Annotated in this window: 15 protein-coding genes; 8 read left to right on the top strand and 7 right to left on the bottom strand. The window is 66.1% G+C overall.

From position 1 onward, the window contains the following. The first annotated feature begins 33 nt into the window (after positions 1-33). Positions 34-1,101, top strand: coding sequence for a glycosyltransferase (locus ACQ66H_RS12855; RefSeq protein WP_430434355.1), 1,068 nt, complete (start codon positions 34-36; stop codon positions 1,099-1,101). Here the strand turns inward: ACQ66H_RS12855 and ppsR are convergent. After that, positions 1,095-1,910 carry a posphoenolpyruvate synthetase regulatory kinase/phosphorylase PpsR gene (gene ppsR, locus ACQ66H_RS12850; protein WP_024300389.1) on the bottom strand — a complete coding sequence of 272 codons (816 nt, stop codon included), beginning with the start codon at positions 1,908-1,910 and terminating at the stop codon, positions 1,095-1,097. The genes ACQ66H_RS12855 and ppsR overlap by 7 nt on opposite strands. Positions 1,911-2,080: 170 nt before the next feature. Here ppsR and ppsA point away from each other — a divergent pair, with 170 nt between their 5' ends. Further along, a complete protein-coding gene (gene ppsA, locus ACQ66H_RS12845; RefSeq protein WP_430434354.1) occupies positions 2,081-4,450 on the top strand; it encodes a phosphoenolpyruvate synthase in 2,370 nt (789 codons plus the stop codon). A 154-nt stretch (positions 4,451-4,604) separates the two neighbouring features. On the opposite strand, the gene ACQ66H_RS12840 is transcribed toward ppsA, so the two are convergent. Further along, positions 4,605-4,808: a cold-shock protein gene (locus ACQ66H_RS12840; protein ID WP_019917894.1), complete on the bottom strand. Its 204-nt coding sequence runs from the start codon at positions 4,806-4,808 to the stop codon at positions 4,605-4,607. 327 nt (positions 4,809-5,135) lie between these two features. Between ACQ66H_RS12840 and ACQ66H_RS12835 the strand changes: the two genes are divergently transcribed. Beyond that, positions 5,136-6,104: a phosphate/phosphite/phosphonate ABC transporter substrate-binding protein gene (locus tag ACQ66H_RS12835; RefSeq protein ID WP_430434353.1), complete on the top strand. Its 969-nt coding sequence runs from the start codon at positions 5,136-5,138 to the stop codon at positions 6,102-6,104. Beyond that, a complete protein-coding gene (locus tag ACQ66H_RS12830; RefSeq protein WP_430434352.1) occupies positions 6,101-9,739 on the top strand; it encodes an EAL domain-containing protein in 3,639 nt (1,212 codons plus the stop codon). Before ACQ66H_RS12835 ends, ACQ66H_RS12830 begins: the two co-directional genes overlap by 4 nt. 18 nt (positions 9,740-9,757) lie before the next feature. Here the strand turns inward: ACQ66H_RS12830 and cysN are convergent, their stop codons facing one another. Next, on the bottom strand, positions 9,758-11,668 hold the full coding sequence (gene cysN, locus ACQ66H_RS12825) for a sulfate adenylyltransferase subunit CysN (protein ID WP_430434351.1): 1,911 nt from the start codon (positions 11,666-11,668) through the stop codon (positions 9,758-9,760). 1 nt (position 11,669) lies between these two features. Next, positions 11,670-12,599, bottom strand: coding sequence for a sulfate adenylyltransferase subunit CysD (cysD, locus tag ACQ66H_RS12820; protein WP_341421622.1), 930 nt, complete (start codon positions 12,597-12,599; stop codon positions 11,670-11,672). 969 nt (positions 12,600-13,568) lie between these two features. Here cysD and cysQ point away from each other — a divergent pair. Continuing rightward, entirely contained in the window at positions 13,569-14,345 is a 777-nt protein-coding gene (gene cysQ / locus ACQ66H_RS12815; RefSeq protein WP_430434350.1) for a 3'(2'),5'-bisphosphate nucleotidase CysQ, read from the top strand. Between the two features lie 10 nt (positions 14,346-14,355). After that, positions 14,356-16,086, top strand: coding sequence for an SLC13 family permease (locus ACQ66H_RS12810; protein WP_430434349.1), 1,731 nt, complete (start codon positions 14,356-14,358; stop codon positions 16,084-16,086). Positions 16,087-16,102: 16 nt separating this feature from the next. Here ACQ66H_RS12810 and ACQ66H_RS12805 read toward each other — a convergent pair whose 3' ends face one another. Beyond that, positions 16,103-17,293, bottom strand: a complete 1,191-nt coding sequence (locus ACQ66H_RS12805) for an NAD(P)/FAD-dependent oxidoreductase (RefSeq protein WP_430434348.1) — start codon at positions 17,291-17,293, stop codon at positions 16,103-16,105. Positions 17,294-17,374: 81 nt separating this feature from the next. On the opposite strand from ACQ66H_RS12805, the gene ACQ66H_RS12800 reads away from it, so the two are divergent. Continuing rightward, positions 17,375-19,387 carry a cache domain-containing protein gene (locus ACQ66H_RS12800; protein ID WP_430434347.1) on the top strand — a complete coding sequence of 671 codons (2,013 nt, stop codon included), beginning with the start codon at positions 17,375-17,377 and terminating at the stop codon, positions 19,385-19,387. 357 nt (positions 19,388-19,744) lie between these two features. Here the strand turns inward: ACQ66H_RS12800 and ACQ66H_RS12795 are convergent, their stop codons facing one another. Together ACQ66H_RS12795 and ACQ66H_RS12790 are read right to left on the bottom strand one after the other, a co-directional pair. Beyond that, the gene (locus tag ACQ66H_RS12795; RefSeq protein ID WP_430434346.1) at positions 19,745-20,941 is read right to left on the bottom strand and encodes a phospholipase A; all 1,197 of its coding nucleotides are present in this window, start codon (positions 20,939-20,941) and stop codon (positions 19,745-19,747) included. A gap of 101 nt (positions 20,942-21,042) precedes the next feature. Continuing rightward, on the bottom strand, positions 21,043-22,245 hold the full coding sequence (locus ACQ66H_RS12790; protein ID WP_430434345.1) for an ammonium transporter: 1,203 nt from the start codon (positions 22,243-22,245) through the stop codon (positions 21,043-21,045). 271 nt (positions 22,246-22,516) lie between these two features. On the opposite strand from ACQ66H_RS12790, the gene gdhA reads away from it, so the two are divergent. Continuing rightward, positions 22,517-23,860 carry an NADP-specific glutamate dehydrogenase gene (gene gdhA, locus ACQ66H_RS12785; protein WP_430434344.1) on the top strand — a complete coding sequence of 448 codons (1,344 nt, stop codon included), beginning with the start codon at positions 22,517-22,519 and terminating at the stop codon, positions 23,858-23,860. Positions 23,861-24,079 lie beyond the last annotated feature (219 nt).

Raw genomic sequence — 24,079 nt, 5'->3', positions numbered from 1 at the left:
GGGTCGGCGCGAGGCAGACTGAAGGAGGCTGGCATGGCCCGAGTGTGCTCATCAGTGTTCTTTCCCCGTGTGTCCGAGGGTTCTCCGCGGCGCGAATTCCGCTTGCTGGTCGTGCAGCGCGCGACACGCGGGCGGTTCAGTCCGCTCATCCAGCACTGGGCGCAGCTGCCCGGCTGGCAGGTGCGTTCGGCCGCAAATCTAGGGTCGATGCGTCTGCCGACGGCGGCGATGCGTCCGCACGCGGTGCTGGTGGATACCGACCCCGGAACGGCGGCGCGCGTCCTGCGCGATTTTCCCGAGGCGCATCAGGTCCTTCATGTCGATGAGCGGACCGATCCGGCCGACGCGGCCGGCTTTGACGCCGTCGTCTGCTCGAGCTGGTGGCAGCGCGATCGTCATCCGGAGGTGCTGCGTTCGCGCATCGATGTCATCCACGAGGGCATTGCCAGCGCCCAGCCCCACGCCGTCGGCAAGGTGCTCAGTCGGGACGGCCGTCCGCTGTTTCGCGGCGGGCCCGTGCTCAGCGTGCTGATGGACGATTGGGCCGACCCGGACGATGCGCAGGCGCTTGCCGGCGCGCTCGAACAGGTGCTGCGTGCCCGCGCCGATTGTCGGGTACTGATCATCGGGCGCCCGCTTCCATCGGTCAGCGGCAGCGCGACCGACATCGCCCGTATCGATCTCGTCGATGACCCGGGAGAGGCGCGTCGGGGTGCGCTGCTGGCCTTGTCCAGGGTGCACCTGCACCCGGGCCGGAGCTCGCAATCGGCACTCGAAGCGATGGCGAGCGGGTGCGCGGTGGTTGCGCCAGAGCACGCGCCAGCGCGCGAGGTGCTGCGTGACGGCGTGAGCGGATGTCTGGTGGAGGCGGCAAGCGCCGCAGCACTCGGCGATGCCGCGATCGGACTGCTCGACGACGCGGCAACTGCCGAGCGCTATGGGCGCGAGGCGCGCGCCGACGTCGCCCGCGACTACGACGTGGCCACGGCGGCACGACGCTACGCCCGCCTGCTGCACGGACCGCTGGACGACGAGGAGGGTCTGCCGTGGTCAGCGCTGCCGTGTCGCGAGAGCGTTGCGGCCTATTCGCTCCATCAGTAGGCGTTCTCGTCCACTTGCACCGCCTGCAGCACGATGGCGGCGATTTCCTCGATCGATTTGTGGGTCGAGTCGAGCCAGCGTATGCCTTCCATGCGCATCAGCTTCTGGGCCGCATCGACCTCGAAGCGGCAGTTCTCGATCGATGCGTAGTGGCTGCCACGGCGGCGCTCCTCGCGGATCTGTGACAGGCGCTCCGGCGAAATGGTCAGGCCGAACAGCTTGGCGCGGTATTTCACCAGCTCGGTCGGCAGCTTGTTGCGCTCGAAATCCTCAGGGATCAACGGATAATTCGCCACCTTCACGCCGAACTGCATCGCCATGTAGAGGCTGGTCGGCGTCTTGCCGGAGCGCGACACGCCGACCAGGATCACGTCCGCCTGTGCCAGTTCCTTGTGCGACATCCCGTCGTCGTGTGCCAGCGAGAAATTGATCGCCTCGATGCGACGCTGGTAATCGGCGCTTTCTTCCATGCCCTTCTGGCGGCCGACATTGTGGTTTGCCGCCTGGCCCAGCTCTTCCTCCAGCGGGCCGACGAAGTGCTCGAACATGTCGAGAAAGAGCGCATCGGCCTGGCGCACCGTGCGCGCCACCTCGGCATTGACGATGGAGGTGACGACGATGGGCCGCTCGCCGTCGCGCATCTTGGCTTCGGTCATCCGTTCGACGCAATCGAGCGCGTTATCGACCGAATCGACAAAGGGAACGCGGGTTTGCCTGAATTTCATACCCTCGAACTGGGAAAGCAGGCTGCGCCCCAGGGTTTCTGCGGTGATGCCGGTACTGTCGGAAATGAAGAAGACGGTTCTCATGGCCATTTGCTCAGGAATCGGAACGTAAACATCACGTTGGACGGAAAAATTTCCGCAGCGCAACACCGACTTTAACTAGAATGCCGGCTTCCCGCGCACCCACACGGTGCGACAGGAAAGTACACGGTCGCCGCAACAAGCGATCGCCCCATGTTCAAGAGAGGATACCCATGTCTCGCTACGTCATCCCGTTCGAACAGTTGCGCATGACCGACGTTGAAAGCGTCGGTGGCAAGAATGCGTCGCTGGGCGAAATGATCAGCCAGCTCCCCAAGTCCGTGCGCGTACCCGGAGGTTTTGCCACCACGGCCGAAGCCTTCCGTGAGTTTCTGGCGCAGGACGGTCTGGCCGATCGCATCCATGCCGCCCTCGAGGCGCTGGATGTCGATGACGTCAACGCGCTGGCCCGTACCGGCGCGCAGATCCGTCAGTGGATGATGGATACGCCGTTCCCGGCCCAGCTCGAAGCCGAAATCCGCAGCTTCTACGCCCAGCTCGACGCCGCCGGCAACGGCTCGTTCGCGGTGCGCAGCTCGGCCACCGCCGAGGATCTGCCGGATGCGTCCTTCGCCGGACAGCAGGAAACCTTCCTGAACATTTCCGGCATCGACAACGTGCTGCATGCCATCCGCGAGGTGTTCGCATCGCTCTACAACGACCGCGCGATCAGCTACCGCGCGCACAAGGGCTTCATGCACGCGGGTGTCGCGCTGTCGGCCGGCGTGCAGCGCATGGTGCGCTCGGACAAGGGCGCGGCCGGCGTCATGTTCACGCTGGATACCGAATCCGGTTTCCGTGACGTCGTGTTCATCACCTCCAGCTACGGTCTGGGTGAGACCGTGGTGCAGGGCGCGGTCAATCCGGACGAGTTCTACGTACACAAGCCCATGCTGGCCCAGGGTCGCCCGGCGGTGATCCGCCGCACCCTCGGCAGCAAGATGATCAAGATGGAGTTCGCCGCGACCGCTGCGGCCGGTCGCAGCGTGCAGACGGTGGACGTGAGCGACACCGACCGCCAGCGCTTCTCGCTGACCGACGAACAGGTGCTCGAGCTGGCGCGCTACGCGATGACCATCGAAGCGCATTACGGCCGTCCGATGGATATCGAGTGGGGTCTGGATGGCGTGGACGGCCAGCTCTACATCCTGCAGGCGCGCCCGGAAACCGTGAAGTCGCACGAGTCCGGCATGTCGCAGCAGAAGTTCCGCCTGAAGCAGTACGGCAAGGTGCTGGCCAGCGGCCGTGCCATCGGCCAGAAGATCGGCGCCGGCCCGGTGCGCATCGTCGAGAGCGCAGCCGAAATGGACAAGGTGCAGGCCGGTGACGTGCTCGTCACCGACATGACCGACCCGAACTGGGAGCCGGTCATGAAGAAGGCCGCCGCCATCGTTACCAACCGCGGCGGCCGTACCTGCCACGCAGCCATCATCGCGCGCGAACTGGGCATTCCGGCCATTGTCGGCTGCGGCGATGCGACCGAAACGCTGACCGAAGGCGAGGAAGTCACCGCCAGCTGCGCTGAGGGCGACACCGGCAATATCTATCGTGGTCGCCTGGACTTCGAAGTGGTCACCTCCGACTTGTCCAATCTGCCCGACCTCGACCTCAAGGTCATGATGAACGTCGGCAATCCGGAACTGGCCTTCGATTTCTGCCAGCTGCCGAATGCCGGCGTGGGTCTGGCCCGTCTCGAATTCGTCATCAACAACACGATCGGCATCCACCCGAAGGCGATTCTGGAGATCGACCAGGCGCCGGCCCGCCTGCGCGAGGAAATCCGCCGCCGCGCCCGCGGTTACGCGAATCCGGAAGCCTTCTTCGTGGACAAGCTGGTCGAAGGCGTGGCCACCATCGCCGCCGCTTTCTGGCCGAAGCCGGTCATCGTGCGCCTGTCGGACTTCAAGTCGAACGAGTACAAGAAGCTGCTCGGCGGCGACATCTACGAGCCGGACGAAGAGAACCCGATGCTCGGTTTCCGCGGTGCGTCGCGCTATATCGCGCACAGCTTCCGCGACTGCTTCGAGCTCGAGTGCCGCGCGATGCGTCGCGTGCGCGACGAGCTGGGTCTGACCAACGTCGAACTGATGGTGCCCTTCGTGCGCAACGTCGGCGAGGCGGCCGAAGTGGTGAAGCTGCTCGGCGAGCACGGCCTGAAGCGTGGCGAGAACGGCCTGCGTCTCATCATGATGTGCGAGATCCCGTCCAACGCGCTGCTGGCCGAACAGTTCCTCGAGCACTTCGACGGCTTCTCGATCGGTTCGAACGACCTGACCCAGCTTACGCTGGGTCTGGACCGCGACTCCGGTCTGGTTGCCGGTGCTTTTGACGAGCGTGACCCGGCGGTCAAGATGCTGCTGTCGATGGCGATCCGTACCGCCAACCGTCTGGGCAAGTATGTCGGCATCTGCGGGCAGGGCCCATCGGACCATGCGGATTTCGCACTGTGGTTGATGGACGAGGGCATCCAGAGCGTGTCGCTGAATCCGGACACGGTGGTCGATACCTGGCTGAAGTTCGCTGCGCACGCCAAGGAAAAGTAATCGGTGCTGCGGCAGGAAGCCCCGCTTCGGCGGGGCTTTTTTTCGCCCGCATCATCTACCGGACAAAGAGCGGGAGGCGAAAAAAAAGCGCACCGTGAGGTGCGCTTTTTTTCAGTGCAGATCGCTTTGCGGCGATCTCAAACCGTCTGAAGTATCAGAGCGGCTTGATTTCGGAGGCCTGCAGACCCTTCGGGCCGCGGGTCACTTCGAACGACACCTTCTGGTTTTCTTGCAGCGACTTGAAGCCGTTGCCCTGGATCGCGGAGAAGTGCGCGAACAGGTCTTCACCGCCGTCGTCCGGGGAGATGAAACCGAAACCCTTGGCGTCATTGAACCACTTGACAGTACCAGTTGCCATTTTTGAATTCCTTTGAATACGTAGTTTTGAACAAGTCTTCGCGACACGCGAGGACCGTAGCGCAGGGAAACCTCAAGGGGAATATGGCAAGCGGAGTACTGACTTGAAAATCGAGAACCGACGCACAACACGTTCATGCTTGAAATCACCTACAGACGTGCTTATACGGGAATAGCGCGCGCGACGCAAACGGTATTTTCACTGATGCATTGTTTGCACGTGAGCTGCGATTGCCGGCAACGCTTCAGTACGGCTCACGGACTGACGTTATCCGGTACGAAGTGAATGCATGATGTGCACTGACGTGGACGCGGAACAGGAGACCACTTGATAACTGCGACGGTGCCCGAAGTCGCTCGAAAGCAGCGGCGATGCGTCAACATGCTGCGCCGTGGCGTGCGCGCTGTACTGGGCGTGATGGCCGTCTCGCTGCTGTCCGGCTGTGCCGACGACGCGCCGGTGGTACAGCGGCCCGAGTACGCACGAGCCGATGCGGTGCCGCAGTTGCGCCGCCTCAGCTTCGGTGTGCACCCTCTGCACAACCCCGGGCGTCTGATGGCGCTCTACGGCCCTATCGTCGAAGCGCTCAACGAAGCGCTGCCCGATGTCGTGATCCGTCTGGAGGCCTCGCGTGACTACGCGGATTACGAACGCAAGCTGCGCGAGCGGACGCTCGATCTGGCACTGCCCAATCCCTATCAGACGGTCTCGGTCGCGGCGCCTGCCTACCGCGTCTTCGGCAAGGTGTCTGGCGACGAGGACTTTCATGGTCTGATACTGCGGCGTCGCGACAGTCCGATCAGGCAGCCGCTCGACCTGCGGGGGGCGACTTTCAGCTGTCCGGCGCGCACCGCGGTGGCCGCCTGCATGCTGCCGCTGCTGCATCTGCGCGAGGCGGGTCTCGACGTCGCTCGCCAGCTCGACGTCAGGACAGTCGGCTCGCAGGAATCCAGTATCCTGAACGTGGCGCGTGGTCTGGTTGACGCAGGCGCAACCTGGCCGCCGCCCTGGCGTGCGTTCCAGAAGGACTACCCGGGGCTCGCTGCACAGCTCGAGGTCGCCTGGGTTACCGACAACCTTCCGAACAATAGCCTGATGGCGCGGGCAGATCTGGAGCCCGAACTGGTCGAACGTGTCGCGCAGTTCCTGTTCGGTCTGGCGGCGACCGAAGAAGGGCGGAGACTGCTGGTCAATGCCGAGATTGCGGGCTTCGAACCGGCGACCGATGCCCGCTACGCGCCGGTGCAGGCGATGCTCGCCCGCTACGCGGAATTGATAGGCCCGATCGGACCATGACGCTCGCCGCTACCTTCGCTGCCCGGCTGCGCTCGCTGTTCACGGCGTCGCTGACGCGTCGCCTGGTGCTGTCGATCGTCGTGCTGCATGCGGTACTGATTTCGTTCTTCGTCAGTGATCTGGTTCGCCGGGAGCGCGAGGTGCTGCTGGCGCAGTCGCGTGCGGCGCTGCTGGCCGAGGTCGAACTGCTGTCGCGCAGCGGCCGGGAATGGGTGATGGCGAACGATCTCGCCGGCCTCGACGAGCTGCTGCAGAGCGTGCGCAGTTCGCCCGGCATCGAATACGCGATGTATCTGGATCCTGACGGCCGGGTGCTGGTCCATACCGAAGCCGAGCGCAGCGGTACGGTGCTGTCCGATACGCTCAGCCTGTCCGCTCTGTCTGCGGGCGTCGGGCAGGGTGCGCGGCTGCTGCAGCAGACGGCGGAACTGAGCGACGCACTGGCGCCCGTGCACTACGGCGACCGCTTGGTCGGCTGGGTGCGCATCGCGCGCAACCACCAGAGCGAGGTGGCGGCGCTGCAGCGCGCGGTGTTCGATGGAGCACTCTACGCGCTGACGGCCATCGTCATCGGCACCCTGCTGGCGATGCTGCTGGCGCGCGGTCTCACCGCGGACCTGCGCCGCGCACGCGGCCTGTTCGAGCGGGTACGCGAGGGCGATCTTTCGCAGCGTCTGTCGCATCACCGCCAGGACGAACTTGGCGATCTGCTCGACGGCATCAACGACACGCTCGATACCCTGATGCGCAACGACCGCGTGCTGCAGCAGACGCAGGAGAGGCTGGAGCTCGCCGTCAAGGGTTCGAACGACGGCGTGTGGGACTGGGACCTGGCGAGCAACGATGTCTATTACTCGCCGCGCTGGAAGCAGATGCTCGGCTATTCCGACGACGAGCTGGGCAATCGTCCCGACGCATTTCTCGATCGCGTTCATCCGGATGATCTGCCGCGCCTGCTTGACCGCATTAACGACTATCTCGAAGGGCGCATTCCGGTCTACGAAATCATCATTCGCGTACGACATCGCGACGGCGGCTGGCGTTGGATCATGTCGCGCGGATCGGCGGTGCGCGACCCCGGCGGACACGCCCGGCGGATGAGCGGCACCCACACCGACATCACGCCGCTGAAGAACGCCGAAGCCGGCCTCGCGCTCGAGCGATCGCGCCTCTACAGCCTGCTCGCGCAGATGTACATCGGCGTCGTGATGGAGGACGCCGACGGGCGGATCGCACTGTGCAACCACGCCTTCTGCGACCTGCTGTCGGTGTCGGGAGATCCGGCCGACTTCATCGGTCGGCGGCGTGAGGACCTGCTGATCGACGCGCAGGCGCTGTTCGCCGACGGTGCGGCCGCTGTGCAGCGCGCACTCGACATCGCGCAGCGCGGCGAGGCGGTGATCGGCGAGCGCGTGCACCTGAAGGACGGCCGCGTGATCGAGCGCGATTTCCTGCCCATCCGCGTCGGCGACGCGCAGCAGGGGGCACTGTGGACGTTGCGTGACATTTCGGCCCGCATCCGGCTGGAGCGGAATCTGTCGGCGGAGAAGGAGCGGCTGCGCGTCACCCTGCTGTCGATCGGCGATGCGGTGATATCGACCGGCGAGGACGGCCGCATCGATTTCCTGAACCCGGTTGCCGAGCACCTGACCGGCTGGTCCAACGAAGAGGCGGCGGGCCGACCGCTGGCCGAGGTGCTGCGCCTGGTCAACGGCGTGAGCCGCCAGCCGCGTCCCGATCCGGCGATCGAGGTGCTGCGCCAGCAGGTCGTGACGCCGCTGGAAGGCGAGACGCTGCTGGTGTCGCGCAGTGGCGAGGAGCGTGTGGTCGAGGACTCGGCCGCGCCGATACGCGATGCGCAGGGCGGCGTCTGTGGCGCGGTCGTCGTGTTCCGTGACGCCACCGACCGCCATCGCATGCAGGAGCGCCTGCGCTGGCAGGCGACGCACGATCCGCTGACCGGTCTGGCCAACCGGCTGCTGCTGGAGGATCGCCTGACCCAGGCCATGGCGCGCGCGCGCCGCCAGGACAAGCTGCTCGCGGTATGCGTGCTCGACCTCGACGAATTCAAGGCGGTCAATGACCGGCTCGGCCACGAAGCCGGTGACGAACTGCTGCAGGCCATCGCGCACCGCCTCAGCGTGTCGGTGCGCATGGACGACACGGTGGCACGGCTGGGCGGCGACGAATTCGTCGTGCTGCTCGGTTCGCTCGGCGATGTCGGCGAGATGGAAGCCTGTCTCGAACGCATGCTGGCCGCGCTGGCCGAGCCGCTGCATCTCGCCGGCGGGGAAGTGAGCACGCCGGCCAGCATAGGCGTCACGCTCTACCCGCTCAACGACAGCGAAGCCGATGCGCTGCTGCGCCACGCCGACCAGGCCATGTACGCCGCCAAACAGTCCGGCGGGCGTTGCTACCGGCTGTTCGATTTCGAGCACAGCCAGGAGTCGGTCGAGCGCCTGCGACGCAAGGAACGCATCGGCGAGGCAATTACGCACGGTGAGATGAGGCTGTACTTCCAGCCGCGCATCGACATGCGCGAGGGGCGCATGGTGAGCGCCGAGGCACTGGTGCGCTGGCAACACCCCGAGGAGGGTCTGTTGCCGCCGGACAGCTTCCTGCCGCTGATCGACAACGATCTGGAGATCCACCGTCTCGGCGAGTGGGTCATCCGCGACGCGCTACGGCATCTGGCGACCTGGTGGGCGGCCGGTGCGCACTTCAGTGTGTCGGTCAATATTTCAGCCCCGCATCTGCTGGCGCCGGGCTTCGTCATGCGCTTGGCCGAACTGCTGGCGGAGCAGCCGCAGCTGCCGCGTCGCGTGCTCGAGATCGAGGTGGTCGAATCGGTGGCGCTGAACGACATCGAGCGCGCCGCCAACGTGGTCAGCGATATCCGTCAACTGGGCGTGCGGGTGGCAATCGACGATTTCGGCGTCGGCTATGCCTCGCTTGGCTATCTGCGTCGGCTCCCGGTCAACGTCGTCAAGATAGACAAGTCCTTCGTGCTCGACATGCTGGACGACGAGGACGATTTTGAGGTCGTGCAGGCGGTCATCGCGCTGGCGCGCGCGCTGCGCCGGGAATCGGTGGCCGAAGGGGTCGAGACTGCTGAGCACGGGCTGCTGCTGATGCGTCTGGGCTGTCACCAGGTACAGGGCTACGGCATCGCGCGACCGATGCCGGCGGCCGATCTGCTGCCTTGGCTGGCGGCCTGGGTGCCGGACCCGCGGTGGACGGAATGGCGGGATTTCAGCTGGGATATCGACGACAGGCCGCTATTTACCGCGATACGCGACTTCAATCGCTGGGCCGACGACGTACTGGCGATCGCCGCCGGCCAGACGGCGCGCCTGAGCGACGTCGAGGTGCGTGACCCGACGCAATGCCGCTTTGGTCTGTGGTTCCACGCCGAGGGCGAACAGCGCTACGGCAGCCTCGACGAGTATCGGCGCCTCGATGTGGCGCACCGTGAACTGCACGAACTGGGTGCCGACATCATCGATTGCCTGCAGCGTGGCGACGCGGCTGGAGCACAGGCCGCAGCGCTCAGTCTGAGCGCTGCGCGCGAACGGGTGACGGTCTGCATCGACGCGCTGCAGCGCGCTGCACGGCGCCGAGCGGTCACCGGCTGACGCCGGCGACCGCGCCTGTCACGCGTCGATCAGGATGCCCAGATCGCGCAGGCGCTGCATCATTTCATCGACCGTCTGTTCGATGTCGCGGCCGCTGGTGTCGATGCGGATTTCTGCGTTCTCCGGTGCTTCGTAGGGCGAGTCGATACCGGTGAAGTTCTTGATCTCGCCGCGCCGCGCCTTCTTGTACAGCCCCTTCGGGTCGCGCTCCTCGGCCACTGCGATCGGCGTGTCAACGAAGATTTCGATGAATTCGCCGTCTTCCAGCAGACCGCGCGCCATGCGGCGTTCGGAGCGGAAGGGCGAAATGAAGGCGGTCAGCACGATGAGACCGGCATCGACCATCAGCTTGGCCACTTCGGCGACGCGGCGGATGTTCTCGACACGGTCCGCTTCGGTGAAGCCCAGATCCTTGTTCAGGCCGTGGCGCACGTTGTCGCCATCGAGCAGATAGGTGTGACGGCCGAGCGCGTTCAATCGCTTTTCGAGCTGGTTGGCCAGTGTCGATTTGCCCGCGCCGGACAGGCCGGTGAACCACAGCACGCAGGGTTTCTGGCCCTTCATCGCACCGCGGGTTGCCTTGTCCACATCGACGTGCTGCATGTGGATGTTGTGCGAGCGGCGCAGCGCGAAGCGCAGCATGCCGGCGCCTATGGTGGCGTTGCTGATGCGGTCGATCAGGATGAAGCCACCGGTTTCGCGTACCGATTCGTAGGGGTCGAAGGCGATCGGCCGGTCGATGCCGAGCTTCACCACCGCGATCTCGTTCAGCGCGAGCTGTTTGGCCGCCAGATGCTCCAGCGTGTTCACGTTCACCTTGTGCTTGATGTCGGTGACCGTGGCGGTAACCGTGCGCGTACCGATCTTCATCAGGTAGGCGCGGCCGGGCATCATCGGCTCGTCCTGCATCCACACCAGCGTGGCCTCGAACTGGTCGGCCACTTCGGCCGGCGTGTCCTTGTGCGAAATCACGTCACCGCGCGAAATGTCAACCTCGTCCTCCAGCACCAGCGTGACCGACTGACCGGCGATGGCACGCGGCAGGTCGCCGTCGGCGGTGACGATGCGCTTGATCGTACTGGTGCGGCCCGACGGCTGCACGCGGATGGCTGCGCCCGGTTCGATCACGCCGCTGGCGATGGTGCCGGCGAAGCCGCGGAAATCGAGGTTGGGGCGGTTCACCCATTGCACCGGCAGGCGGAAGGGCCCCTTCAGCCGGCGCTTCTGGTTGACCTCGACGGTTTCCAGATAGCCCATCAGCGTCGGGCCGTGGTACCAGCCCATCTGTTCGCTCTGTGACGTGATGTTGTCGCCCTTCAGCGCGGACATCGGTATCGCGACGATGTCCTCCAGGCCCAGCTGAGCGGCGAAGGCGCGGTAGTCGTCGAGGATGCGGCGGAACGTGGTCTCGGAATAGCCGACCAGGTCCATCTTGTTGATGGCGACGACCACGCGCTTGATGCCGATCAGCGACACCAGGAAGCTGTGGCGGCGGGTCTGCGTCTGCACGCCGTGGCGCGCATCGACCAGGATGATGGCCAGATCGGCGGTCGAGGCACCGGTGACCATGTTGCGGGTGTACTGCTCGTGGCCCGGCGTGTCGGCGACGATGAACTTGCGCCGGTCGGTCGAGAAGAAACGGTAGGCGACGTCAATGGTGATGCCCTGTTCGCGCTCCGCGGCCAGACCGTTGACCAGCAGCGCGAAATCGAGGTCGCCGCCCTGGGTGCCCACCTTCTTCGAGTCGGCTTCGAGTGCGGCCAGCTGGTCCTCGAACAGCATTTTCGATTCGTACAGCAGGCGGCCGATCAGCGTGCTCTTGCCGTCGTTGACGCTGCCGCAGGTGATGAAGCGCAGCAGGCTCTTGTGCTCGTGCTGCTTCAGGTAGGCGCCGATGTCCTGCGCAATGAGGTCGGAAACGTGTGCCATGTCAGAAATACCCTTCCTGCTTCTTCTTTTCCATCGAACCGGCCGAGTCGTGGTCGATCACGCGGCCCTGACGCTCCGAAGTCTTCGTGAGCAGCATTTCCTGGATGATGTCGGTCAGCGTGGCGGCGGTTGATTCGACCGCCCCGGTCAGCGGATAGCAGCCCAGCGTGCGGAAGCGGACGCTCCTCATCTGCGGCACTTCGCCGGCGCGCAGCGGCATGCGTTCGTCGTCCACCATGATGAGGGTGCCGTCGCGCTCGACCACCGGGCGCGGCGCCGAGAAGTAGAGCGGCACGATGGGAATGTTCTGCAGATAGATGTACTGCCAGATGTCGAGCTCGGTCCAGTTCGAGATCGGGAAGGCGCGGATCGATTCGCCCTTGTGCTTGCGCGCGTTGTACAGGTTCCACAGTTCCGGCCGCTGGTTCTTCGGGTCCCAGCGGTGCTGCGCAGTGCGGAAGGAGAACACGCGCTCCTTGGCGCGGGACTTTTCCTCGTCGCGGCGGGCGCCGCCGAAGGCGACGTCGAAACCGTACTTGTCCAGCGCCTGCTTCAGCGCCTCGGTCTTCATGATGTCGGTGTGGATGGCGGAGCCGTGCGTGAACGGGTTGATGCCCTTGGCCACACCTTCCTGGTTGATGTGCACGATGAGGTCCATGCCCAGCTTCTTCGCCATTTCGTCGCGGAACTGGTACATCGCCTTGAACTTCCAGGTGGTGTCCACGTGCAGCAGCGGGAAGGGCGGCACCGCCGGGTAGAAGGCCTTCATCGCCAGGTGCAGCATGACCGCGCTGTCCTTGCCGATCGAGTACAGCATGACCGGGTTTTCGGCTTCGGCCACCACCTCGCGCATGATGTGGATGCTCTCGGCTTCCAGCCGCTGCAGGTGGGTCAGGGTGTCGGGATCGATCGCTTCGGGTGTGGTCTGCATGGGCGCTCTCGGTTTGATCGCGGAATGATGGGGTGGCACTGTGATGTGCGCGTTCGAGCGCGTCACGGCGGGCGGCGGATTCGAGGACGGGGCTGCGGCGGGCGTCACGGTCGGCGACATCGGCAGCGCGGTCCAGCTTAACGGCGGCGTCTGCGCCGACATCCAGCGGTCCAGTTCACCGCCCCGCGTCAGCGTCAGACCGCTCAGCAACAGATGCACCGGCCGCTTCCGTTCGGCAGCGAGACGCTGCCAGAAGCGCGTCCAGTCGTCGGTATCCGGTGGGTTATGGCATGCCGACCAGTGCAATTGGCCGCGGCTTCCGCGCGCGAACAGGAGCCAGTGACGGTGCTCGGCGGCGGTGCCGGGCAGGGCGCCGCACCAGAAGGGGTCGTGGTCGTGCGCGACCGATTTCATCAGCGCGTGCAGCTGCCGGTCGTCGTCGTCGGGCAGCGCGGGCTGCAGGCCCCAGCCGGCGCGATAGCGACCCAGGCTGCGCCGCGGCGGCACCGGCAGACCCTGCTGCACGAACCACGCGGCAATCGCCTCGTCGCTCCACAAACGCTGTGGCAGGCCGAGCGCATCCGGGGTGTGTCCGACCATGGCTGTCAGCAGTCTGCGCTCGACCGAGGCGTCGAGCTTGCGGCCGCTGCCGGCACTGCGGCCGCGACGGCGCAGCAGCACCGCATCCCACCCGCCAGCCAGATAGGCCTTGTGGGCGGCGATGACCGTTGGCGCGCTCAGGTGCACCGCGGCCGACACGGCGGCCACGGTCATGCCGGTCAGGCGCAGCCTGACGGCTTCGCGGCGGCGTTCGTTCAACTCTTCGGCAGGCAGGTTTCTAGCGTCCATTCTTCACGGACAGGGTTGTCATCCGTCATGTAGAGTACAAGCATTCAGTGCGCAGATAATGTGCATTAATTATTTAGTGGCCGTTAAACCGACGGACACCGTAGCTTGTCAGGAGAAAATATGAAGGACGTCGCCGAATTGAAGACCCTGCATGCGGCGCTCCTGGACATCGTCCGGGATGCGGGCAACTGCGTGATGGATGTCTATGCGACGGATTTCGAAGTCACTGATAAGTCAGATAATTCGCCTGTAACGCAAGCTGACAAGAAGGCGGACGAGGTCATCGTTGCGCGCTTGAAGGCGCTGACGCCGGACATTTTCATCGTGTCCGAAGAGTCCACCGAAGCCGGTCAGCGGCCGGCGGACGGCGCACCGTTCTGGCTGGTCGATCCACTGGATGGCACGAAAGAGTTTATCAACCGCAACGGTGAGTTCACGGTCAACGTCGCTCTGATCGAGAGCGGCCAGCCGGTGCTGGGCGTCGTGCTGGCGCCGGCGCTGGGCCGCCTGTTCTCGGGCATCGCCGGTGTCGGCGCCTGGCTGGAGGACGCCGACGGCGCGCGCGAAATCCGCTGCCGCGTGCCGCCAGGCGAAGGGCTCACCGTGGTGGCCAGCCGTTCGCACGGCGACGCGGCTGCGCTCGACGCCTACCTCGCGGGCCGCAAGGTGGCCGACCTGCGCAACGCCGGCTCATCCCTGAAGATCTGTCTGGTGGCGGCCGGCGAAGCCGACGTCTATCCGCGCCTCGGCCGCACGATGGAATGGGACATTGCCGCCGGTCACGCGGTGCTGGTGGCCGCCGGCGGCCGCATCGAACAGGTCAACGGTTCGTCGTTCAGCTACGGCAAACCGGATTTCGCCAACCCGCACTTCGCGGCCTGGGGACTGGGCGCCTGAGTCGCCTCTCATGACCGCCTGGCTGGTTCTCGCCTCCATCGGGCTGCTGCTGGCGCTGCTGGTGCATGGCCGCATCGCGCCGGCACCGCTGTTCGCCGGCCTGGCCACCTGCTACTACCTGACCGGTCTGCTCGACCAGAAGGCTTGGCTGGCCAGTTACACCAATCCGGCGCTGGCCATGCTGGTGATGCTGCTGCTGGTGTCGCTGGTGATCGAGCGCTCGCCGATACTGGAGCGCGTGTCCGACCGGCTGCTGCGCGGCTCGCCCGGCTGGGCGGTGGTGCGCTTCACCTCGGTCACCACGCTGTTTTCTGCTTTTCTGAACAACACGGCAGTGGTGGGTGCGCTGCTCGGCGTGGTGACCAAGCAGCGTCATCACCCGGCCTCGCTGCTGCTGATCCCGCTCTCCTTCGCCGCCATCGTCGGTGGCATCACCACGCTGGTCGGTACCTCGACCAATCTGGTGGTCAGTTCGCTGATGGTGAATGCCGGCATGAAACCGCTGGGCATGTTCGACCCGAGCTGGGTAGGCGTGCCGGTGGCGCTGGTCTGCGTGGCGGTGCTGGCGCTGAGTGTGCGTCTGCTGCCCCGGCATGCGGCGAACGACCGTGAACTGCAGCAGGCCTATTTTCTCGAGGCGCGGGTCGAGCCGGCTTCGTCGCTGATCGGCCGCAGCATCGAGCAGAACAGGCTGCGCAATCTCGAAGGCCTGTTCCTGCTCGAAATCATGCGCGAGGGCAGGCTCATCTCCCCGGTCGCACCGACCGAGGTGATCGAATCGGGCGATGTGCTCATCTTCACCGGCGAAGTGGACAAGATGGCCGCGCTGCAGCGCTTCGACGGCCTGCAGGTGTTCGGCGTCGAGGCGGATTCGCTGCTGCGCTCCAACCTGCTCGAGGTGGTCGTGTCCAGCCAGTCCGAGCTGGCGAACAAGACGCTGCGGGAAGTCGATTTCCGCACCATGTTTGACGCCGGCGTGGTCGGCATACGCCGTGGCGACAAGCGCCTGACCGGCCAGCTCGGGCGCGTGCCGCTGCACGTCGGCGACAGCCTGCTGCTGGCGGTCGGCCCCGATTTCGCCAACCACCGCAATATCGACCGCAACTTCCATCTGGTCGGCGGCACCGTGCGGCCGCGGCTCACGCCGCTGCAGAGCCGGCTCACGCTGGGCGCCTTCGCCGCGGTGATCGCGCTGTCCGGCCTGGAAATCGTGCCGCTGTTTACCGGTCTGCTGCTGCTGCTCGCCGGTCTGGTCGTCAGCGGCCTGCTGACCTTGGGCGAAATGCGACGCCGTTTCCCGTTCGACCTGGTGCTGACCATAGGCTCGTCGCTGGCCATCGCCCAGGTGCTGGAGAACAGCGGCGCCGCGGAACTGATGACCGGCGCGCTGCGCGCGCTGTACGACGGCCACGGCGTGGTCGGCGCCTTCATCGGCATCTATCTGCTGACGGTGATCCTGACCGAGCTGGTGACCAACAACGCCGCTGCCGCGCTGGCCTTTCCGATCGCACTGTCAACCGCGCGTGCCTTCGAGGCCGACCCGATGCCCTTCGTGATGGCGGTGCTGTATGGCGCCAGCGCCGGCTTCCTGATCCCTTTCGGCTACCAGACCCATCTGATGGTGTATTCGCCCGGGCGCTACCGCATGCTGGATTTCGTGCGCGTCGGCCTGCCGATCAGCGTCGCCTATGGCGCGACCGTGTTGCTGCTGGTGCCGGTCTTTTTCCCGTTCGCCCGTTGAAGCGCAGCGGGCGCGCTCAGGCGGCCTGACCGGCGCACCAGCCGGACGACCAGGCCCACTGGAAGTTGTAGCCGCCCAGCCAGCCGGTCACGTTGACCACCTCGCCAACGAAGTGCAGGCCAGGTACGCGCCGGGCAGCCATCGTCTTCTGGTCGAGCTCGCGCGTGTCCACGCCGCCCAGCGTCACCTCGGCCTTGTTGTAGCCCAGCGTGCCCGACGGATGCAGCGCCCAGCTCTTGAGCTTGGCCGCGACGTCGGCCAGCGCGGCGCGCGGCAGCTCGACCAGTGCGCTGTCCCATCGGCCGCCGCCTTCGAAATCCACCCACTGCTGGGCGAAGCGCTTCGGCAGGTGTTCCGCCAGCAGCCCAGCCAGCGTCTGCCGGCCGGTACGCGCCGATTGCAGCCAGCCTTCCGCGTCGTCCACGTCCGGCAGCAGGTCGATGCGCACCGGCTCGCGGCCGGCCGCCTGCTGCCAATAGCTCGACGCCTGCAGGATGGCCGGACCGGACAGGCCGCGGTGGGTGAGCAGGGTCTGTTCGCGGAACTCCGGGCCGTCGCAGCAGGCGATCGAATCGAAGGAGGCGCCGGACAGTTCGCCGAAGCGCGCCAGCCACTCCGGGTCCAGCGCCAGCGGCACCAGCGCCGGCTTGGGCGGCACCACCTTCAGGCCGAACTGCTCGGCCAGCTTGTAACCGAACGGGGTGGCGCCGATCTTGGGTACGGTGAGGCCGCCGGTGGCGATCACCAGCGAGGGGGCAAAGCGCGCGCCCTGGTCGGTATCGATGCGGAACAGATCGCCTTCGCGCGTCACGCCCAGCACCGCCGACGGCTGCTGCCAGCGAACGCCGCCGGCGTCGCACTCGGCCTTCAGCAGGTCGATGATCTGCTGCGAACTGTCGTCGCAGAACAGCTGGCCCAGCGTCTTCTCGTGATAGCGGACGCCGTGCCGCTCGACCAGCGCGACGAAATCGCGCGGCGTGTAGCGCGACAGCGCGGAGCGGCAGAAATGCGGGTTCTGCGACAGGAAACAGTCCGGTCGCAGATCGCGGTTGGTGAAGTTGCAGCGGCCGCCGCCGGAAATGCGGATCTTCTCGGCCAGCTTCGGATAGTGGTCGATCAGCAGCACGCTGCGGCCGCGGCTTCCAGCGGTGGCGGCACACATCAGGCCGGCCGCGCCGGCGCCGATCACGATCACGTTGACATGCATGGACGGAGTAGGGCGGATGAACGAAAGGCGCGAGTGTAGCGGGCGGCAGCGCAAACCCGGGGCCTGAAGTAGCATCGACGGATGCGATTCATTCATTCACTGCGCCGCGGTTCGGTGCGCACCCGGCTGGTCATGCTGGTGCTGGCACCGCCGCTGCTGATGCTGCCGCTGCTGATCGGGCTGGTCGTGCACTGGGGCAATTCGGCCTACGACCAGCTGCTCATCTACAAGGTGAATGCCGAACTGACCATCGCGCGCCAGTATTTCGACCGCGTGCTCGATGGCCAGAAACAGGCGATTGCCGGGCTGGCCGCATCGGGCAGGCTGCGCAGCGTGCTCGACAGCCCGGCCAGGCTTGGCAACTTGCTCGAAGCGCAGGCCGCCGCGCAGCACTTTGACTATCTGTACGTACTCGATCGCGAGGGGCGGGTGCGAGCAGCATCCCATGGCACGAAGCCTGGTGAGACGCGCGCCGACTGGCCGGTGGTGCGCGGCGCGCTCGCTGGCGACGCCAAGGTCGTGCTGTCGGTGTTCGACGCCGCCCGGCTCAAAGCGATCGGCCCGCCGCTGCTCGAACGTGCCCGCCTCGCCATCGTGCCGACCACCAACGCCCGGCCCGACCCACGCAGCGAGGAAGACCGCGGCATGGTGATCCATATCGCCGTGCCGATACTCGACGCGCAGGGCGAACAGATCGGCGTGCTCGAAGGCGGTCAGTTGCTGAACCGCAACCTCGATTTCGTCAACACCATCAACGACCTCGTCTACAACGACGGCGCGCTGCCGCTGGGCTCGCGCGGCACCGCCACGCTCTTTCTCGACGACGTGCGCATCGCCACCAATGTGCGCATGTTCGGCGGCGACCGCGCGCTCGGCACGCGCGTGTCGGCGGCGGTGCGCCACCGCGTGCTCGACAACGGCGAGCGCTGGCTGGACCGCGCCTTCGTCGTGAACGACTGGTATGTGTCGGGCTACGAGCCGGTGGTCGATGGCGACGACCGGCGCATCGGCATGCTCTACGTCGGCTTTCTCGAAGCGCCCTTCCGCGAGGTGAAGCAGAACATCCTGGCTGCGCTGATCGGGCTGTTCGCGCTCATCATGGCGGCCGGCGTCGTGCTGTCGCTGCGCGGTGCGCGCAGCATATTCCGGCCGATCGAGCGGATGGACGCCACCATCGGCGCCGTCGAGAAAGGCGACGCGTCGGCGCGCACCGGTACGGTCGAGGGCGGCGAGGAGATCGCCCGCCTGGCCAGTCACCTCGACACGCTGCTCGATACGGTGGCTGCCCGTGAGGCCGAACTGAAACAGCTCAATGCCGAACTGGACCAGAAGGTGGTCGAGCGCACCGCCGAACTGCGCGAGGCGCAGCGCCAACTGGTGCGCTCGGAAAAGCTGGCCGCCATCGGCCAGCTCACCGCTGGCGTGGCGCACGAGATCAACAATCCGATCGCCGTCATGCAGGGCAATCTCGACCTGATGCGCGCCGTGCTCGGCCCGGCTGGCAATACGGTGAAGACCGAAGTCCGCCTGCTGGACGAACAGATCAACCGCATCCGCGTCATCGTGACCAAGCTGCTGCAGTACGCGCGGCCGGGCGAGTTCGCGGGCTATGTGGACGAACTGGACACCGCCACGCTGCTGCACGACACGCTGCCGCTGGTGCAGCACCAGGCGCGCAAGTCCGGCGTCAACATCGTGTTCGATACCGCGGCGACGACACGCGTGCGCATCAATCGCGACGAAGTGCAGCAGGTGCTGGTGAATCTCATCGTCAACGCGCTGCACGCGATGCCCGACGGCGGCACGCTGACGCTGGCAACGCGCGACAGCGCAGATCCGGCGGGCGCACGGATAGACGTGCGCGACACCGGCCACGGCATCGCGCCCGAGCACATCGGTCGCGTGTTTGATCCCTTCTTCACCACCAAGCGCTCGGAAGGCACAGGCCTCGGGCTGTCGGTGTCGCTCGGACTGATCGAGCGCTATGGCGGCACCATCACGGTCACCAGCACGCCGGGCGAGGGCACCTGCTTCAGCGTGCACCTGCTGGCGGAACCGCAGTTCCGCGGCGCCGAGGGGCCGGCGCACGCGTAGTGACGGCGTCGCGACGCAGCGGGCTTCGATGCAGGCCGCAATCGCGAGCAAGCTCGCTCCCACAGAAACCCGGCTCCGGCGGCGGATCGGGAGCGTGTTCGTGGGAGCGACCTCTGGTCGCGATGCGGCCATCGAGGGCCGCCGGCTGCGATGTCGGCGGCAATCGCGAGCGAGCTCGCTCCCACAGAAACCCGGCTCCGGCGGCGGATCGGGAGTGTGTTCGTGGGAGCGACCTTTGGTCGCGATGCGGCGATCGAGGGCCGCCGGCTGCGATGTCGGCTGCAATCGCGAGCGAGCTCGCTCCCACGGGTCGGCCGATGAGAGCAGAGCGCGGGCGACCCGCCCCCTGCCGACGCGTCAGCGCACGATAGAGAAACCGACCCGGAACTGCGCCGGACCGCTGCGGTTGTAGTCGATCAGGCTTTCGCCATAGCCATTGAAGTACTGGAAGTGCAGGAAGCCCCCGGCGCCGGCATCGGCCAGCAGGCGGCGCTTCAGGCGGTAGGACAGATCGAGTTGCAGCGAGCCCTGATCGCCCGGATAGCTTTCCGCCTTCAGCAGCCAGCCGTCGTCGTTCCCCACTTCGAGGCCGACCAGCGCGTAGCCACGGTACTTCGAAATATCGCGGTTGGTCGGGTCGCGGTCGGTGTAGTCGAACAACTTCACCGAGGCGCCGATGTGCGTATTGTGGTCGATGTCCCAGCGCCAGGACGGTTTCACGAACAGGGTGTCGATCGAGCGCGATTCGCTGCCGTCGCGGCCGTTCGACTGGTGTTCGTAACCCGCCTGGGCGCTCACCGTGTGACGCGAGCCGATCTGCCGGTAAGGGCCGAACTCGTAGAAGAAGCTCGGTTTGTAGGTGGTGTCGCGGAAGGGTTTGGAGTCGCCGCTCCAGTCCCAGGTCGAGGTCTGGGTGTAGCCGAAGTGTAGGCCGGTCAGCAGTTCGCCGAGCGGCAGTTCGGTCGCCCAGCCTTCCGGGTCGAAGATGCGGTACTTGAACGACAGCTGGAAGCGCGCCGTGGTGTCGCCGCGCGAGCCGGCGACGAAGTAGACCGGCTCGTGCGTCCCCAGGCCGATGCGATTGCGGCCCAGGTTGACCACGCCTGCCGGTTCGGCGTCCGGGGCGTCGGTCGTAGCGGGACGTGTGGCGCCGGGCGTCGTGATCGCCACTGCGCCGGCGGCCAGCGGTGCCGGTCTGAGCTGCACCAGCAGCACGCTGGACGCAGCCGACGTCAGTTCCAGACGGCCGGTGCCGTCGAGATCGGTCGGGAATACTGCCGAGTAGTCGCGTCGCCCGCCCTGTGCCGGTGTGGCAGCGCGCAGCGTCAGGTCGGCGGCGCGGGCGCCGACGATGATGCGCGCCTTCAGTTCGTCGGGCAGCGCCTCGCCGGCGGTCGCGACGACCGTCAGCGTAAGCGGAAGACCGGGGTCGATCACGGTCTGCCGCGTGGCGAGCAACAGGTCGGCCTGTGCGGGCGCTGCGAGCAGCGCGCCGAGCAGCGCAAGCAGTGGTGCGGATCGACGGGAAGACGCGGCGTGGCGCGGGCGGATCATGGCGAAGCTCCTGGGTGGACTGCCCGCGATTCTGCCTCGGCGCCGGCACCTTGCGCTGTCGGCATGAGCCGACCGCGCGCAGGCGCCGTCCTACCGGGTGCTCACCACAGCGTTTCCCGCTCCGGCGACGCGCTGATGCGATGGATCGCGAGGTCGGCGCCTTCGAATTCCTGCTCCGGGTCCAGGCGCAGTCCGACGAAAACGCGGATCGTGCCGTAGATGACGAAGCCGCCGGCCAGTGCGATGGCGACGCCGGCCACGGTGCCGACCAGCTGAGTCATGAAGGTGACCGAGCCCAGACCGCCGAGCGCTTCCAGTCCGAACAGGCCGGCCGCGATGCCGCCCCAGGCGCCGCACAGGCCGTGCAGCGGCCACACGCCGAGCACGTCGTCGATCTTCCAGCGGTTCTGCGTCAGCGTAAACATCAGTACGAACAGGCCGCCGGCGACCGCACCGGTGGCCAGCGCACCGAGCGGGTGCATCAGGTCGGAGCCGGCGCAGACCGCGACCAGTCCTGCAAGCGGGCCGTTATGCACGAAGCCGGGGTCGTTGCGGCCGGCCACCAGCGCCACCAGCGTGCCGCCGACCATGGCCATCAGCGAATTGACGGCGACCAGGCCATTCACCGCTTCCAGCTTCTGTGCGCTCATGACGTTGAAGCCGAACCAGCCGACGGTCAGGATCCATGCGCCCAGGGCGAGAAAGGGGATGCTCGATGGCGGGTGGGCGGAGATGCCACCGTCGCGCGAATAGCGGCCGCGCCGCGCGCCGAGCAGCAGCACGGCGGCGAGCGCGACCCAGCCGCCGAAGGCATGCACCACCACCGAGCCGGCGAAGTCATGGAAAGGGGCGCCGAACTGCGTTTCAAGCCATTTCTGGAAGCCGAAGTTGGCGTTCCACACCATGCCTTCGAACAGCGGATAGAGCAGGCCGACAATCAGCGCGGTCGCCATCACCTGCGGCCAGAAGCGCGCGCGTTCGGCGATGCCGCCGGACACGATGGCCGGGATGGCGGCGGCGAAGGTGAGCAGGAAGAAGAACTTCACCAGGTCGTAACCACTCGACTGCGTGAGAGAGGCCGCGCTGCCGAAGAAGTGCACGCCATATGAGATGCCGTAACCGATGAAGAAATACACCAGCGTCGATACGCAGAAATCGACCAGAATCTTCACCAGTGCATTCACCTGATTCTTGCGCCGCACCGTGCCGACTTCGAGGAAGGCGAAGCCGGCGTGCATCGCCAGCACCATGATGGCGCCGAGCAGAATGAACAACACGTCGGCCGAGGTCTTGAAACTGTCCATGAGGGCTCCGGAAATCACAACCGCGGTGCGTTTAGCAAGGAGCGCACCAGAATGTGTCGGTCTGATGACAGTCGATGCACGATGATTGAGCGTGATCCGGAAAGTCGCGCCAGGCCGTGCTGCCGACGATGCTCATCGGGCGGTTGTAGCCCGCACCGCGTTGGGGCGTAGCGTGTTTTATGGCACTAAAAGTGTGCTTGCTGAAACAAATTCGATCAAAATGCCCTGCTGTGGTGCAAGACAGCCTTAGTGCGTGATTCAGGAGACAGCGTTGAAGTACAGCAATTTCAAGTCGTTCGTGAGCGTCGTCGAGGCGCGCAACCCGGGGCAGCCGGAGTTCATGCAGGCGGTCACCGAAGTGATGGAGAGCCTGTGGCCCTTCATCGAGGCGCATCCGCGCTACGCTGAGCAGGCGCTGCTCGAGCGGCTGGTCGAACCGGAGCGGGTCATCATCTTCCGCGTCAGCTGGGTGGACGACAAAGGCGAAGTGCAGGTCAATCGCGGCTACCGCATCCAGCACAGCTCGGCCATCGGCCCCTACAAGGGCGGCATCCGATTCCACCCGTCGGTAAACCTGTCCATCCTGAAGTTCCTGGCTTTCGAGCAGACCTTCAAGAACGCGCTCACTACGCTGCCGATGGGCGGCGGCAAGGGCGGCTCGGACTTCGATCCGAAGGGGCGCAGCCAAGGCGAAATCATGCGTTTCTGCCAGGCTTTCGTATCCGAACTGTTCCGCCATATCGGCTCGGATACCGACGTGCCGGCCGGCGACATCGGCGTCGGCGGTCGTGAGGTCGGCTATATGGCGGGCATGATGAAGAAGCTGTCCAATCGTGCGGACTGCGTGTTCACCGGCAAGGGCCTGAGTTTCGGCGGTTCGCTGATCCGGCCGGAAGCGACCGGTTACGGCACCGTCTATTTCGCCGAGGAAATGCTGTGTCACGCCGGCCATTCGATGGCCGGCCTGCGCGTCGCCGTGTCCGGCTCGGGCAATGTGGCGCAATACGCGGTGGAAAAGGCGATGGCGCTGGGCGCCAAGGTGGTGACGGTGTCCGACTCCAGCGGCACGGTGATCGACGAGGACGGTTTCACGCCGGAGAAGCTGGCCATCCTGATGGACGTGAAGAACGTGCAGTACGGCCGTGTCAGCGACTACGCGAAGAAGGTGGGCGCGGCTTTCGAGGCGAACATGCGGCCGTGGCGCGTGCCGGTCGATGTCGCGCTGCCGTGTGCGACGCAGAACGAACTGGACGAGAGCGACGCGCGCACGCTGATCGCCAACGGTGTCCGTTGCGTGGCCGAGGGCGCCAACATGCCGTCAACCATCGAAGCGGCCAAGGCATTCGAGGCGGCGGGCGTGCTGTACGCGCCGGGCAAGGCATCGAACGCCGGCGGCGTCGCGACTTCGGGCCTCGAAATGAGCCAGAACGCGCTCCGCATGAGCTGGACGCGCGACGAGGTCGATACCCGTCTGCTGCACATCATGCAGGGCATCCACGGCGCCTGCCTGCAGTACGGCAAGCGCAAGGACGGCCGCGTCAGCTATCTCGACGGCGCCAACGTCGCCGGCTTCGTCAAGGTGGCGGAAGCGATGCTGGGGCAGGGCGTGGTCTGACGGGTGGGCGCGCCGGCGCGCGCGACGTTCGCCCGAAGAGGCACCGGCGACCGACAGCCGTCGCGTCGCGGCCAAGGTCGCTCCCACAGGGATCACGCGAGCCGGGGTTCTGTGGGAGAGGTCTTCTGACCCCGACAGCGGCCTGAATCGAAGCCGCAGTCCGCGGCGGCAGAGTCAGGACCAACAAAAAGCCCACTCCTCGGAGTGGGCTTTTTGTCT

The sequence above is a fragment of the Methyloversatilis sp. genome (assembly GCF_965284615.1).
GTDB lineage: Bacteria > Pseudomonadota > Gammaproteobacteria > Burkholderiales > Rhodocyclaceae > Methyloversatilis.
This window is presented reverse-complemented; position numbering and strand designations above follow the sequence as displayed.

Excerpts from the sequence above, each read along its gene's own strand:
- ACQ66H_RS12840 (WP_019917894.1), bottom strand. The coding sequence starts at position 4,808 with ATGGCAACTGGTACTGTCAAGTGGTTCAATGACGCCAAGGGTTTCGGT.
- ACQ66H_RS12810 (WP_430434349.1), top strand. The coding sequence starts at position 14,356 with ATGACCGCCTGGCTGGTTCTCGCCTCCATCGGGCTGCTGCTGGCGCTG.
- ACQ66H_RS12795 (WP_430434346.1), bottom strand. The coding sequence starts at position 20,941 with ATGATCCGCCCGCGCCACGCCGCGTCTTCCCGTCGATCCGCACCACTG.
- cysN (WP_430434351.1), bottom strand. The coding sequence starts at position 11,668 with ATGGCACACGTTTCCGACCTCATTGCGCAGGACATCGGCGCCTACCTG.
- ppsR (WP_024300389.1), bottom strand. The coding sequence starts at position 1,910 with ATGAGAACCGTCTTCTTCATTTCCGACAGTACCGGCATCACCGCAGAA.
- ACQ66H_RS12800 (WP_430434347.1), top strand. The coding sequence starts at position 17,375 with ATGCGATTCATTCATTCACTGCGCCGCGGTTCGGTGCGCACCCGGCTG.
- ppsA (WP_430434354.1), top strand. The coding sequence starts at position 2,081 with ATGTCTCGCTACGTCATCCCGTTCGAACAGTTGCGCATGACCGACGTT.
- ACQ66H_RS12830 (WP_430434352.1), top strand. The coding sequence starts at position 6,101 with ATGACGCTCGCCGCTACCTTCGCTGCCCGGCTGCGCTCGCTGTTCACG.
- ACQ66H_RS12805 (WP_430434348.1), bottom strand. The coding sequence starts at position 17,293 with ATGCATGTCAACGTGATCGTGATCGGCGCCGGCGCGGCCGGCCTGATG.
- ACQ66H_RS12790 (WP_430434345.1), bottom strand. The coding sequence starts at position 22,245 with ATGGACAGTTTCAAGACCTCGGCCGACGTGTTGTTCATTCTGCTCGGC.
- ACQ66H_RS12855 (WP_430434355.1), top strand. The coding sequence starts at position 34 with ATGGCCCGAGTGTGCTCATCAGTGTTCTTTCCCCGTGTGTCCGAGGGT.
- cysD (WP_341421622.1), bottom strand. The coding sequence starts at position 12,599 with ATGCAGACCACACCCGAAGCGATCGATCCCGACACCCTGACCCACCTG.
- cysQ (WP_430434350.1), top strand. The coding sequence starts at position 13,569 with ATGAAGGACGTCGCCGAATTGAAGACCCTGCATGCGGCGCTCCTGGAC.